Here is a 12,783-nt window from a genome sequence, read left to right as displayed (position 1 = left end):
CAGAATTTGCCTGGCGGCTTTAGCGCGGTGGTCCCACCTGACCCCATGCCGAACTCAGAAGTGAAACGCCGTAGCGCCGATGGTAGTGTGGGGTCTCCCCATGTGAGAGTAGGGAACTGCCAGGCATCAAATTAAGTAGTAAGCCGGTGCATAAATCCGGTGGTTACAGCAGTCTTCGGTGGAGCGGTAGTTCAGTCGGTTAGAATACCTGCCTGTCACGCAGGGGGTCGCGGGTTCGAGTCCCGTCCGTTCCGCCACTTATTAAGACATTAAGCCTGCCTTATCGGCAGGCTTAATGGCAAAAAACTTTAGGGGCGTAGCTCAGTTGGTAGAGCACCGGTCTCCAAAACCGGGTGTCGCGAGTTCGAGTCTCTCCGCCCCTGCCATATAGAATCCTTTGCTTCGGCAAAGGATTTTTTTTGCCTTCAACATGGCCAAAATCCCTTCCTAATCAAAAACTGCAGCCAGCCATTATGCTGGCTGGTCAATCATTCCATAATATTGATTTTTAAAAGATCTTTTATCTGCGATTGCTTATCGCTGTTCTGCAGCCAGATTGCATACAGCGGCCTGGAAAGCGTAGTGGAATCCAGTACGGTATGGAGTCCCGGTTTACTGTCTGCCCAGCAGACGGGTAACCACGTGCAGCCCTTTAGCAAGGAAAGCTGTTGGCAGGCGATCTCCGCTGAGCTGGTTGTTAGCTGTGGAACATCGTCAGGGGCGATCAAACCGGTTTCATGCTGTTGAAAATCGGGGCCCCATTCAAGCCGCAGATAGGTTAGATCGGACTTCATCATCGCAGGCTCAGACGCATACAGAGCCAGACCAAACTGCCCAACAATCTGGCTGCTAAATTCGTCCATCTTGGGGGCTTCAGTAGTGATCAGCAGATCAAGCTGGCGCTTGTGAAGTTGCTTAACCAGCGACTGGCGTTGCGCAATTCTGGCCTCGAATTGCAAATGCCCATGCGAATGGTATAACCGCGAAAGCCACTGACTGAGCATACATTCCCACAGGGAGGCGCTGGCCCCGATCGAGAACTCATTGTGCCTGGACGTATGAGCCACCTCTTTACGGGCCGCCTGCCAGGTATTCATCAACGTTTCTGCATACGGGAGCAGTTTCTCACCGGCTGGCGTTAAGCGGATATTGTTGCGGTGGCGGGTAAATAGATTCACACCCAATTGATTTTCCAGCTGTCGAATACGAAAACTGACCGCTGACTGCGTCAGATAGAGGGCTTCAGCTGCTCGCCCGAAGTGGCGTGTCCTGCTCACTTCAAGGAAAGTTTTTAGCAATTCCGTATCCACATCTTTCTCCACAAAATTATTTGTCGTTATGATTTAAATGTTTTGTTTTACACTCTGTCAAGCGTAACTAATACTCCGCGCCATAAATAGCTCGGCCAAAGAATTAGGAGCGTGTAGGATGGCGGAAAGCTTTACGACGACTAATCGTTTTTTCGACAATAAAAATTATCCACGCGGGTTCTCTCGTCACGGCGATTTCACCATCAAAGAGGCGCAATTGCTTGAGCGTCATGGTTATGCCTTTAACGAGCTGGATCTGGGTAAACGTGAGCCTGCGACTGAAGACGAAAAACAGTTTGTTGCTGTTTGTCGCGGTGAGCGTGAGCCGCAGTCTGAAGCAGAACGTGTATGGATCAAGTATATGGCACGCATCAAGCGTCCAAAGCGTTTCCATACGCTGTCTGGCGGTAAGCCGCAGATGGAAGGTGCTGAAGACTACACCGAGTCTGACGACTAAGTTGATGAGAAAAGGAGCTTCGGCTCCTTTTTTTATGCCAGTAATTTTTGCAGGTGCAGCAACAACCGATCTATGGCGCGATAGCTCAGCGCTTCCTGCAGATGGTGTCTTTCAATCTCTGGGTCTCCTTCCACATCGGCAATAGTGCGAGCCACTTTCAGCAGGCGCTGCCATGCACGGATCGAGAGCCCAAATCGCGTCAATGTCTCTTCAAGCCAGCAGGCATCCTCAGCCTTAAGATGGCAAAACTGCCGAATCTCAGCATTATCCAGACGCGCATTAAGCTTATGTTGACGAGCGTATTGTCGGGCCTGTGAGGCGATAACCCGTTCGCGAACCTTCGCTGTGCTCTCACCGCGTATCGTTGTCTGGCTGAGCAAACCAGGGGGCGGTAAGGGGATCTCCAGGGATAAATCAAAACGATCGAGGAAAGGGCCTGACAGCTTCCCCAGATAGCGCAGCGTCTGCTCAGGCGTGCAGCGATTATGATTTCCCTGATAATGGCCTGATGGGCTGGGGTTCATGGCGGCAACCAGCTGGAACTGTGCCGGGTAGCTTATTTTGGCGCGCGTGCGGGAGATATGGATCTCGCCAGATTCGATAGGTTCCCGCAGGGCATCCAGTACGCGGCGTTCAAACTCAGGCAGTTCATCAAGGAACAGGATGCCATTGTTTGCCAGCGAGATCTCTCCCGGCCCCGGAATGGAGCCCCCTCCGACCATGGCCGTCAGGGAGGCACTGTGATGGGGAGAGCGAAAAGGGCGTCGTCGCCACTGTTTTTGCAATGATGCAGAGCTCACCAGGCTAAATATCGCTGCGCTTTCAAGTGCCTCATGATTATTGAGTGGTGGCAATAACCCATTCAGCCTGCTCGCCAGCATGGTTTTCCCTGTTCCCGGCGGGCCAATCAGCAACAGGTTATGTCCTCCGGCTGCGGTGATCTCCAGTGCCCGCTTCCCCTGCTCCTGCCCGATAATATCGCTGAGGTCGTCCGGGCTTTCAGGCAGGATATCTCCGGTTTCCTCTGGCTCGGAGAGCGTATGTTGGCCTTCAAGGTGCGCGCAGACTTCCTGTAAATGCCCCGCGACCAGGCACCCTTTCTCGGCAATCAGGCTCACTTCTGAGGCATTTTCATTGGCTACAATAATTTGTCGACCGGCATGAATGGCTTCCAGCGCACCAGAGATGGCGCCAGGAACGCCTCTTAACGCGCCTGTAAGCGCCAGTTCGCCAATGAACTCGTACGAGCCTAGCCTCGCAGTGTTGAGCTGCTCAGAGGCTGCGAGAAGCGCAATAGCGATAGGTAAATCGTATCGTCCGCCCTCCTTGGGCAGATCTGCGGGAGCAAGGTTGATCGTGATCTTCTTGGCGGGGAAGGTATAACCGCTATTGATAATTGCGCTGCGAACCCGATCTCTGGCTTCTTTGACCGTGGTTTCTGGCAAGCCGACAAGCGTTAGCCCAGGGAGCCCATTACTCAGATGAACCTCCACAGAAATAAGCGGTGCCTTTACTCCGATAGCCGCGCGCGTGTAAACAACTGACAGTGACATAAGCACCTCCTCAGTGAGTCACTATGTCAGTATTGATTTTGCCTGTTGAGCGTCAGTTGGCTGATTTACGACGCTCATTCCTGCTTTTTAGCGACATAGTGTAACTATTTCACTCATTCGGAAGCTATCTCGCAAAGAGAAGGACGGAACGTTGCAGAGCGCTAAAACACGCCAAAAAAATGAAAAATATTCACTCTCTAATTTCCTTATATAAAACAAAGCTTTTCAGGAATATGATTTGCCTGCTAATCAAATCCGTCATAAATAAATCTTGTGTTTGGTTTGATAACTGTGATAACTCTTTAGGCATTCCTTCGAACAAGATGCACAAAGAACTGAAAATGACAGCCCTTCTACTAGTGATTAGCCTGGTCGTGATTAGCGTGGTGGTGATTATTATCCCACCGTGCGGGGCTGCACTTGGACGAGGAAAGGCTTAGAAATCAAGCCTTAACGAACTAAGACCCCCGCACCGAAAGGTCCGGGGGTTTTTTTATGACTAAAAAACTTAAACGAGGAGCAGAGAATGACAAATAGCACAAAATTCTGTTTCTCCCGATTTATGACGGGGAACTAACTATGAATGGGGCACAGTGGGTAGTACATGCGTTGCGCGCACAGGGAGTCGAAACCGTCTTTGGTTATCCGGGAGGCGCAATTATGCCGATTTACGATGCACTGTATGACGGCGGCGTGGAACACCTCTTGTGCCGACACGAGCAGGGCGCAGCCATGGCGGCCATTGGCTATGCACGTGCCACCGGTAAAACGGGTGTCTGCATGGCAACGTCTGGACCGGGCGCCACAAACCTGATCACCGGTCTGGCTGACGCGCTGCTCGATTCCGTTCCCGTGGTGGCGATCACCGGCCAGGTGGCCTCACCCTTCATCGGTACCGATGCCTTCCAGGAAGTCGATGTGCTCGGCTTGTCGCTGGCCTGCACCAAACACAGCTTCCTCGTGCAGTCCCTCGAAGAACTGCCAGGCGTGATGGCGGAAGCGTTCCGTATTGCCAGCTCTGGCCGTCCTGGCCCGGTTCTGGTGGATATCCCGAAAGATATTCAGGTTGCACTCGGCGAGCTGGAACCGCACTTCTCCACCGTTGAAAGTGACGACGCGTTCCCACATGCGGAAGTCGAAGAGGCGCGTCGGATGCTGGCGCAGGCAGCCCAGCCGATGTTGTACGTCGGCGGCGGCATTGGCATGGCACAGGCAGTTCCGGCCCTGCGCGAATTTATCGCGGTAACGCAAATGCCTGCCACCTGCACGCTGAAAGGGTTGGGCGCAGTGGATGCTGACTACCCATACTACCTTGGCATGCTGGGGATGCACGGCACCAAAGCGGCAAACCTGGCGGTGCAGGAGTGTGATTTGCTGATTGCCGTCGGTGCCCGTTTTGACGATCGCGTGACCGGCAAGCTGAATACCTTCGCGCCAAACGCCAAAGTTATCCATATGGATATCGACCCGGCGGAAATGAACAAACTGCGTCAGGCGCATGTTGCGCTGCAGGGCGATCTCAACACGCTGCTGCCGGCGTTACAGCAGCCTTTGAATATCGGCGAGTGGCGCCAGCACACGGCTGAAATGCGTGCCGAGCACGCCTGGCGTTACGACCATCCGGGTGAGGCCATCTATGCGCCGCTGCTGTTGAAGCAGTTGTCTGACCGTAAACCGGCAGACAGCGTAGTGACGACCGATGTCGGCCAGCACCAGATGTGGTCTGCGCAGCACATGACCTACACCCGCCCGGAAAACTTCATCACCTCCAGCGGATTAGGCACGATGGGCTTCGGCCTGCCTGCCGCGGTGGGTGCTCAGGTTGCGCGTCCAAACGATACGGTCATCTGTATCTCCGGTGACGGCTCCTTCATGATGAACGTTCAGGAGTTGGGCACCGTTAAGCGTAAACAATTGCCGCTGAAGATCGTGTTGCTTGATAACCAGCGTTTAGGGATGGTGCGCCAGTGGCAGCAGCTGTTCTTCGAGGAGCGCTACAGCGAAACCACCCTGACTGATAACCCCGATTTCCTCACTCTGGCCAGCGCCTTTGGCATTCCTGGACAGCACATCACCCGTAAAGACCAGGTTGAAGCGGCACTCGACACCATGCTGTCAAGCGAAGGGCCTTACCTGCTTCATGTCTCAATCGACGAGCTTGAGAACGTCTGGCCGTTGGTACCGCCAGGTGCCAGTAACTCACAAATGCTGGAGAAATTATCATGATGCAACATCAGGTCGCCGTTCAGGCTCGCTTCAATCCAGAGACATTAGAACGCGTTTTGCGCGTGGTCCGTCATCGTGGCTTTCAGATTTGCTCTATGAATATGGAGACGGCCACTGACGCCCAAAACATCAGTATCGAATTAACCGTTGCCAGCCCGCGCCCGGTCGACTTACTGTTTAGTCAGTTATCAAAGCTGGTGGATGTTGCCCATGTTGCCATCTGCCAGAGCACAACCACATCACAACAAATCCGCGCCTGAGCGTGACAGGAAGAGAAAATGACGACAAAAAAAGCTGATTACATTTGGTTCAATGGTGAGATGGTTCGTTGGGAGGACGCGAAGGTCCACGTGATGTCCCATGCGCTGCACTACGGTACGTCTGTGTTTGAAGGCATCCGTTGCTACGACTCTCACAAAGGGCCAGTGGTGTTCCGTCATCGTGAACATATGCAGCGTCTGCATGACTCAGCCAAAATTTATCGTTTCCCGGTTTCTCAGAGCGTTGATGAGCTGATGGAAGCCTGCCGCGAGGTGATTCGTAAGAACAACCTGACCAGCGCCTATATTCGTCCGCTGGTCTTCGTGGGTGACGTGGGCATGGGCGTAAACCCGCCAGCCGGTTACACCACTGACGTGATCATTGCTGCGTTCCCGTGGGGGGCGTACCTGGGTGCAGAAGCGCTGGAGCAAGGGATCGACGCAATGGTCTCGTCCTGGAACCGCGTGGCGCCTAATACCATCCCAACTGCGGCCAAGGCGGGCGGTAACTACCTCTCCTCACTGTTGGTCGGCAGCGAAGCGCGCCGCCACGGCTACCAGGAAGGCATCGCGCTGGATGTGAACGGTTATATCTCTGAAGGTGCAGGTGAGAACCTGTTTGAAGTGAAAGACGGTATCCTGTTCACCCCGCCGTTTACCTCTTCAGCCCTGCCGGGTATTACCCGTGACGCCATCATTAAGCTGGCGAAAGATCTGGGTATCGAAGTGCGTGAACAGGTTCTGTCTCGCGAATCCCTGTATCTGGCCGATGAAGTCTTTATGTCCGGTACGGCGGCTGAGATCACGCCGGTTCGCAGTGTAGACGGTATTCAGGTGGGCGCAGGCCGCTGTGGCCCGGTTACCAAACGTATTCAGCAAGCCTTCTTCGGCCTCTTCACCGGCGAAACAGAAGATAAATACGGCTGGTTGGATCAGGTTAATCAATAAGCATAAATATGGGACGGCACGCACCGTCCCATTTAATAGTCAGACGGGAGTAAATAAAGCATGCCTAAGTATCGTTCCGCCACCACCACCCACGGCCGTAACATGGCGGGTGCCCGCGCACTGTGGCGCGCCACTGGGATGACCGACGCTGATTTCGGTAAACCTATCATCGCCGTGGTGAACTCCTTCACCCAGTTTGTGCCGGGCCATGTGCACCTGCGCGATCTCGGCAAACTGGTTGCTGAGCAAATTGAAGCTGCGGGCGGTGTGGCGAAAGAATTCAACACCATTGCGGTGGATGACGGTATCGCAATGGGGCACGGGGGCATGCTCTATTCACTGCCGTCGCGCGAGCTGATTGCCGACTCGGTGGAATACATGGTTAACGCTCACTGTGCGGATGCCATGGTCTGTATCTCCAACTGCGACAAAATCACCCCAGGGATGCTGATGGCTTCCCTGCGTCTGAACATTCCGGTGATTTTCGTCTCCGGTGGTCCTATGGAAGCGGGCAAGACCAAGCTTTCTGACAAAATCATCAAGCTCGACCTGGTCGATGCGATGATCCAGGGCGCGGATCCAAAAGTGTCTGACGAGCAGAGCAACCAGGTGGAACGCTCCGCGTGCCCAACCTGCGGCTCCTGTTCCGGGATGTTCACCGCCAACTCCATGAACTGTCTGACCGAGGCGCTGGGCCTCTCTCAGCCGGGCAACGGTTCGCTGCTGGCGACGCACGCTGACCGTAAAGCGCTGTTCCTCAACGCCGGTAAGCGCATTGTTGAACTGACCAAACGTTACTACGAGCAGGACGATGCCAGCGCGCTGCCGCGCAACATCGCCAGCAAGGCGGCGTTCGAAAATGCCATGACGCTGGATATCGCCATGGGCGGTTCTACTAACACCGTTTTGCACCTGCTGGCTGCGGCGCAGGAAGCGGAAATCGACTTCACCATGAGCGATATCGATAAGCTGTCCCGCAAAGTGCCGCAACTGTGTAAAGTCGCGCCAAGCACCCAGAAATACCACATGGAAGACGTACACCGTGCGGGTGGCGTCATCGGTATTCTTGGCGAGCTGGATCGCGCCGGGCTGCTGAACCGCGATGTGAAGAACGTTCTCGGTCTGACGTTGCCGCAGACGCTGGATAAATATGACGTGATGCTGACTCAGGATGAGGCGGTGAAAAACATGTTCCGCGCGGGTCCGGCCGGTATTCGTACCACGCAGGCCTTCTCTCAGGATTGTCGCTGGGACACCCTGGATGATGACCGCGCCGAAGGCTGCATCCGTTCGCTGGAGCACGCCTACAGTAAAGACGGCGGTCTGGCCGTGCTGTACGGCAACTTTGCGGAAAACGGCTGCATCGTAAAAACCGCGGGCGTGGATGACAGCATCCTGAAATTCACCGGCCCGGCCAAAGTGTACGAAAGCCAGGACGAGGCGGTAGACGCCATCCTGGGCGGCAAAGTTGTGGAAGGCGACGTGGTGGTCATCCGTTACGAAGGGCCGAAAGGCGGTCCAGGCATGCAGGAGATGCTCTACCCAACCACCTTCCTGAAATCGATGGGCCTCGGTAAAGCGTGTGCGTTGATCACCGACGGACGTTTCTCGGGCGGTACGTCCGGTCTCTCCATCGGCCACGTATCACCGGAAGCAGCGAGTGGCGGCAACATTGCGATCATCGAAGACGGTGACCTGATTGAAATCGACATTCCGAATCGCGGGATCCAGCTCAAGCTGAGCGATCAGGAGATCGCGGCTCGTCGTGAAGCACAGGAGGCGCGCGGCGATAAAGCCTGGACGCCGAAGGACCGCCAGCGTGAAGTCTCCTTCGCCCTGCGCGCTTACGCGAGCCTTGCGACCAGTGCAGACAAAGGCGCGGTACGCGATAAATCGAAACTTGGGGGCTAATGATGGCCGAGTCACAACCCTTATCCGCCGCCCCTGAGGGGGCGGAATATCTCCGGGCAGTGCTACGCGCGCCGGTCTATGAAGCGGTGCAGGTCACCCCGCTGCAGAAAATGGAAAAACTCTCTTCGCGCCTCGACAACGTGATTCTGGTGAAGCGCGAAGACCGTCAGCCGGTGCACAGCTTCAAGCTGCGCGGGGCCTACGCGATGATGGCCGGGTTGACCGACGAGCAAAAAGCACGCGGCGTGATTACCGCGTCGGCGGGCAACCACGCGCAGGGTGTGGCGTTCTCGTCTGCCCGTTTGGGGTTGAAAGCGCTGATCGTGATGCCGGTTGCCACGGCGGATATCAAAGTGGATGCGGTGCGTGGCTTCGGCGGCGAAGTGCTGCTCCACGGCGCTAACTTTGACGAAGCAAAAGCCAAAGCGATCGAGCTGGCGCAGCAGCAGGGCTTTACCTGGGTACCGCCGTTCGACCATCCGATGGTGATTGCAGGACAAGGTACCCTGGCGCTGGAACTGCTGCAGCAGGATGCCCATCTTGACCGCGTTTTTGTTCCGGTGGGCGGCGGTGGCTTAGCCGCAGGCGTGGCGGTGCTGATCAAACAGCTGATGCCGCAGATCAAAGTGATTGCCGTGGAAGCGGAAGATTCAGCCTGCCTGAAGGCCGCGCTGGATGCGGGTCATCCGGTCGATCTTCCGCGCGTTGGGCTATTTGCCGAAGGCGTGGCGGTGAAACGTATTGGCGACGAAACCTTCCGTCTGTGCCAGGAGTATCTTGACGACATCGTCACCGTCGACAGCGATGCGATCTGTGCGGCGATGAAAGATCTCTTCGAGGATGTGCGTGCGGTGGCGGAACCGTCCGGCGCGCTGGCATTGGCTGGAATGAAAAAATACATCGCCCAGCACAACATTCGCGGCGAGCGCCTGGCGCACGTGCTCTCGGGCGCTAACGTCAACTTCCATGGTCTGCGTTACGTTTCTGAACGCTGCGAGCTGGGTGAGCAGCGTGAGGCCCTGCTGGCGGTGACCATTCCGGAAGAGAAGGGCAGCTTCCTGAAGTTCTGTCAGCTGCTTGGCGGCCGTTCGGTAACGGAGTTCAACTACCGTTTTGCCGATGCGAAAGACGCCTGTATTTTTGTCGGCGTGCGTTTAAGCCGCGGTCTGGAAGAGCGCAAAGAGATCCTCCACCTGCTGCACGAAGGCGGCTACAGCGTGGTCGATCTCTCTGACGATGAGATGGCGAAGCTGCACGTGCGTTATATGGTCGGTGGTCGTCCGTCGAAGCCGCTTAAAGAACGTCTTTACAGCTTTGAATTCCCGGAATCCCCGGGCGCGTTGCTGAAGTTCCTGCATACGCTGGGCACGCACTGGAACATCTCGCTGTTCCACTACCGCAGCCACGGCACCGACTATGGCCGCGTGCTGGCCGCGTTTGAACTGGCCGAGCACGAGCCGGATTTCGAAACGCGTCTGAACGAGCTGGGCTATGAGTGCCATGATGAAACGCACAACCCGGCGTTCCGCTTCTTCCTCGCGGGCTAAGGGGAGGTCTGCGTATAGGTCGGGTAAGCGTAGCGCCACCCGACTTTAATGGTTCGGCAATATCTTCCAGAACGCATCAATAAGCGGCTCATGCAGCCGCTTTTTTTGTGCACACACGCCAAGCTCGAACGGCGTCTTTTCGTCGCTGCGCTCCAGAATCATCACGCGATTGCGCACCGGTTCCGGGCTGTTTTCCAGCACCACTTCCGGCAGCAGCGCCACGCCGCAGCCAAGCGCCACCATCGAGACCATCGCCTCGTGTCCACCCACCGTCGCGTAAATCGACGGATTACTGATTTTCTGACGACGGAACCAGAGTTCGATACGGCGTCGCACCGGACCCTGATCGGCCATGATAAACGGCACCGATGACCAGTCCGGCTTTTCCACCGACACCTGATTACGCACCGGGCAGGGTAGCGCCGGGGCGATCAGCACCACCGCCAGATTCTCCAGCATAGAGAACGCCACCGCGCCCGGCAGGGTTTCGGGCTTCCCGGCAATGGCCAGATCGGCTTCGCCTGTGACGACTTTTTCCATGGCATCGGCGGCATCGCCGGTGGTGAGCTTAATTTCAACCGAGGGATGCTCCGCGCGGAAGCGGTCAAGGATAGGAGGAAGATGGCTATAGGCGGCCGTTACGGAACAGAAAATGTGTAGCTCGCCGGATAAAGACGGCCCTTTCTGATCGATGGCGTGTCGTAGCTGCTGATACTGCAGCAACGTCTGCTGAGCAAAGACCCGCAGCTCTTCGCCCGCTTCCGTGAGGGTAACGGTGCGATTATCCCGCACAAACAGCGGCTGGCCGAGGTCCTCTTCAAGGCGCTGGATCTGGCGCGAAAGCGTGGACGGGCTGACGTGCATGGCCCGGGCGCTACGGCCAAAATGGCGGCTTTCCGCCAGATGCAGGAACATTTTCAGATCGCGTAAATCCACGGATTCCACTCCCCCTTTTTACATTGCAGATATTGCAACGTGACGTTGTGAATATATCAATTTCCGCAATAAATTTCCTGTTGTAATGTGGGTACATTCTCGCTGAAACGCGAACCGAACAATAAGACACACAACATCACGAGGTATCACCCATGGCTAACTACTTTAATACACTGAACTTGCGCCAGCAGCTGGCGCAGCTGGGCAAATGCCGCTTCATGGCGCGCGATGAATTTGCTGATGGCGCGAGCTACCTTCAGGGTAAAAAAGTGGTCATCGTCGGTTGTGGCGCGCAGGGTCTGAACCAGGGCCTGAACATGCGTGACTCCGGGCTGGATATCTCTTACGCCCTGCGCAAAGAAGCAATTGCTGAAAAACGCGCTTCCTGGCGTAAAGCGACCGAAAACGGCTTCAAAGTGGGTACCTACGAAGAGCTGATCCCGCAGGCGGATCTGGTTGTTAACCTGACGCCAGACAAACAGCACTCTGATGTTGTGCGCTCCGTTCAGCCGCTGATGAAAGACGGCGCGGCGCTGGGTTACTCTCATGGCTTCAACATCGTTGAAGTGGGCGAGCAGATCCGTAAAGACATCACCGTAGTGATGGTGGCTCCGAAGTGTCCGGGTACAGAAGTCCGTGAAGAGTACAAGCGTGGCTTCGGCGTGCCGACGCTGATCGCGGTTCACCCGGAAAACGATCCGAAAGGCGAAGGGATGGCGATCGCTAAAGCATGGGCAGCGGCTACCGGTGGCCACCGTGCGGGCGTTCTGGAATCTTCCTTCGTGGCTGAAGTGAAATCTGACCTGATGGGCGAGCAGACCATTCTGTGCGGCATGCTGCAGGCCGGTTCACTGCTGTGCTTCGATAAGCTGGTGGAAGAGGGTACCGACCCGGCATACGCAGAAAAACTGATTCAGTTCGGCTGGGAAACCATCACCGAAGCGCTGAAGCAGGGCGGTATCACGCTGATGATGGATCGTCTGTCCAACCCGGCGAAACTGCGTGCTTTCGCGCTGTCCGAACAACTGAAAACCATTATGGCGCCGTTGTTCCAGAAACATATGGACGACATCATCTCCGGCGAGTTCTCTTCCGGCATGATGGCTGACTGGGCGAATGATGATAAGAAACTGCTGACCTGGCGTGAAGAGACCGGTAAGACCGCGTTCGAAACTGCGCCACAGTATGAAGGTAAAATCGGCGAGCAAGAGTACTTCGACAAAGGCGTACTGATGATCGCGATGGTAAAAGCAGGTGTTGAGCTGGCGTTCGAAACCATGGTGGATTCCGGCATCATCGAAGAGTCTGCGTACTACGAATCTCTGCACGAGCTGCCGCTGATCGCGAACACCATCGCCCGTAAGCGTCTGTACGAAATGAACGTGGTTATCTCCGATACCGCTGAGTACGGCAACTACCTGTTCTCTTATGCATGCGTACCGCTGCTGAAAGAGTTCATGACCACCCTGCAGCCGGGCGATCTGGGCAAAGCCATTGCGGAAGGTGCGGTAGACAACGCGCAACTGCGTGATGTGAACGAAGCGATTCGCAGCCACCAGATCGAGAAAGTAGGTCACAAACTGCGTGGCTACATGACCGATATGAAACGTATCGCGGTAGCGGGTTAACAACCTT

At 55.7% G+C, this 12,783-nt stretch carries 12 protein-coding genes, 2 tRNA genes and 1 rRNA gene; 12 read left to right on the top strand and 3 right to left on the bottom strand.

Going from position 1 to position 12,783, the window contains the following annotated elements; translation table 11 throughout:
* Positions 1-9 precede the first annotated feature (9 nt).
* The 3 genes from rrf (at position 10) to APU11_RS17360 (ending at position 386) form a co-directional block, all read left to right on the top strand.
* A 5S ribosomal RNA gene (gene rrf / locus APU11_RS17370) occupies positions 10-125 on the top strand.
* Positions 126-180: 55 nt separating this feature from the next.
* A tRNA-Asp gene (locus APU11_RS17365) sits at positions 181-257 on the top strand.
* Positions 258-310: 53 nt separating this feature from the next.
* Positions 311-386: transfer RNA gene (locus tag APU11_RS17360), tRNA-Trp, on the top strand.
* A gap of 102 nt (positions 387-488) precedes the next feature.
* Here APU11_RS17360 and hdfR read toward each other — a convergent pair.
* The gene (gene hdfR, locus APU11_RS17355; RefSeq protein ID WP_058650628.1) at positions 489-1,310 is read right to left on the bottom strand and encodes an HTH-type transcriptional regulator HdfR; all 822 of its coding nucleotides are present in this window, start codon (positions 1,308-1,310) and stop codon (positions 489-491) included.
* A gap of 118 nt (positions 1,311-1,428) precedes the next feature.
* On the opposite strand from hdfR, the gene APU11_RS17350 reads away from it, so the two are divergent.
* Entirely contained in the window at positions 1,429-1,767 is a 339-nt protein-coding gene (locus APU11_RS17350; RefSeq protein WP_013099290.1) for a DUF413 domain-containing protein, read from the top strand.
* A gap of 32 nt (positions 1,768-1,799) precedes the next feature.
* Here the strand turns inward: APU11_RS17350 and APU11_RS17345 are convergent, their stop codons facing one another.
* Positions 1,800-3,320 carry a YifB family Mg chelatase-like AAA ATPase gene (locus APU11_RS17345; RefSeq protein ID WP_060578679.1) on the bottom strand — a complete coding sequence of 507 codons (1,521 nt, stop codon included), beginning with the start codon at positions 3,318-3,320 and terminating at the stop codon, positions 1,800-1,802.
* 341 nt (positions 3,321-3,661) lie between these two features.
* Between APU11_RS17345 and ilvL the strand changes: the two genes are divergently transcribed.
* The 7 genes from ilvL (at position 3,662) to ilvA (ending at position 10,212) form a co-directional block, all read left to right on the top strand.
* Entirely contained in the window at positions 3,662-3,760 is a 99-nt protein-coding gene (ilvL, locus tag APU11_RS17340) for an ilv operon leader peptide (RefSeq protein WP_023620831.1), read from the top strand.
* Positions 3,761-3,846: 86 nt separating this feature from the next.
* The gene (gene ilvX / locus APU11_RS28130; RefSeq protein WP_102046757.1) at positions 3,847-3,897 is read left to right on the top strand and encodes a peptide IlvX; all 51 of its coding nucleotides are present in this window, start codon (positions 3,847-3,849) and stop codon (positions 3,895-3,897) included.
* A gap of 2 nt (positions 3,898-3,899) precedes the next feature.
* On the top strand, positions 3,900-5,546 hold the full coding sequence (ilvG, locus tag APU11_RS17335; RefSeq protein WP_058650626.1) for an acetolactate synthase 2 catalytic subunit: 1,647 nt from the start codon (positions 3,900-3,902) through the stop codon (positions 5,544-5,546).
* Positions 5,543-5,806 (top strand): acetolactate synthase 2 small subunit, encoded by a 264-nt coding sequence (ilvM, locus tag APU11_RS17330; RefSeq protein WP_003860184.1) that lies wholly within the window; start codon positions 5,543-5,545, stop codon positions 5,804-5,806. Before ilvG ends, ilvM begins: the two co-directional genes overlap by 4 nt.
* A gap of 18 nt (positions 5,807-5,824) precedes the next feature.
* Entirely contained in the window at positions 5,825-6,754 is a 930-nt protein-coding gene (gene ilvE, locus APU11_RS17325; protein WP_013099287.1) for a branched-chain-amino-acid transaminase, read from the top strand.
* Positions 6,755-6,814: 60 nt separating this feature from the next.
* Complete coding sequence (gene ilvD, locus APU11_RS17320) at positions 6,815-8,665, top strand: dihydroxy-acid dehydratase (protein ID WP_013099286.1); 1,851 nt, start codon at positions 6,815-6,817, stop codon at positions 8,663-8,665.
* A gap of 2 nt (positions 8,666-8,667) precedes the next feature.
* Positions 8,668-10,212, top strand: a complete 1,545-nt coding sequence (ilvA, locus tag APU11_RS17315) for a threonine ammonia-lyase, biosynthetic (protein ID WP_029883119.1) — start codon at positions 8,668-8,670, stop codon at positions 10,210-10,212.
* Positions 10,213-10,257: 45 nt separating this feature from the next.
* Here the strand turns inward: ilvA and ilvY are convergent, their stop codons facing one another.
* Positions 10,258-11,148 (bottom strand): HTH-type transcriptional activator IlvY, encoded by an 891-nt coding sequence (gene ilvY / locus APU11_RS17310; RefSeq protein ID WP_013099284.1) that lies wholly within the window; start codon positions 11,146-11,148, stop codon positions 10,258-10,260.
* A gap of 152 nt (positions 11,149-11,300) precedes the next feature.
* On the opposite strand from ilvY, the gene ilvC reads away from it, so the two are divergent.
* Complete coding sequence (gene ilvC, locus APU11_RS17305; RefSeq protein WP_013099283.1) at positions 11,301-12,776, top strand: ketol-acid reductoisomerase; 1,476 nt, start codon at positions 11,301-11,303, stop codon at positions 12,774-12,776.
* Positions 12,777-12,783: the final 7 nt, after the last annotated feature.

This window comes from Enterobacter sp. 50793107 (assembly GCF_001463365.1).
Classification (GTDB): domain Bacteria; phylum Pseudomonadota; class Gammaproteobacteria; order Enterobacterales; family Enterobacteriaceae; genus Enterobacter; species Enterobacter cloacae.
This window is presented reverse-complemented; position numbering and strand designations above follow the sequence as displayed.

Coding starts and splice junctions, on each gene's coding strand:
- ilvC (WP_013099283.1), top strand. CDS start 11,301: ATGGCTAACTACTTTAATACACTGAACTTGCGCCAGCAGCTGGCGCAG.
- ilvD (WP_013099286.1), top strand. CDS start 6,815: ATGCCTAAGTATCGTTCCGCCACCACCACCCACGGCCGTAACATGGCG.
- APU11_RS17350 (WP_013099290.1), top strand. CDS start 1,429: ATGGCGGAAAGCTTTACGACGACTAATCGTTTTTTCGACAATAAAAAT.
- ilvL (WP_023620831.1), top strand. CDS start 3,662: ATGACAGCCCTTCTACTAGTGATTAGCCTGGTCGTGATTAGCGTGGTG.
- ilvM (WP_003860184.1), top strand. CDS start 5,543: ATGATGCAACATCAGGTCGCCGTTCAGGCTCGCTTCAATCCAGAGACA.
- APU11_RS17345 (WP_060578679.1), bottom strand. CDS start 3,320: ATGTCACTGTCAGTTGTTTACACGCGCGCGGCTATCGGAGTAAAGGCA.
- ilvA (WP_029883119.1), top strand. CDS start 8,668: ATGGCCGAGTCACAACCCTTATCCGCCGCCCCTGAGGGGGCGGAATAT.
- ilvE (WP_013099287.1), top strand. CDS start 5,825: ATGACGACAAAAAAAGCTGATTACATTTGGTTCAATGGTGAGATGGTT.
- ilvG (WP_058650626.1), top strand. CDS start 3,900: ATGAATGGGGCACAGTGGGTAGTACATGCGTTGCGCGCACAGGGAGTC.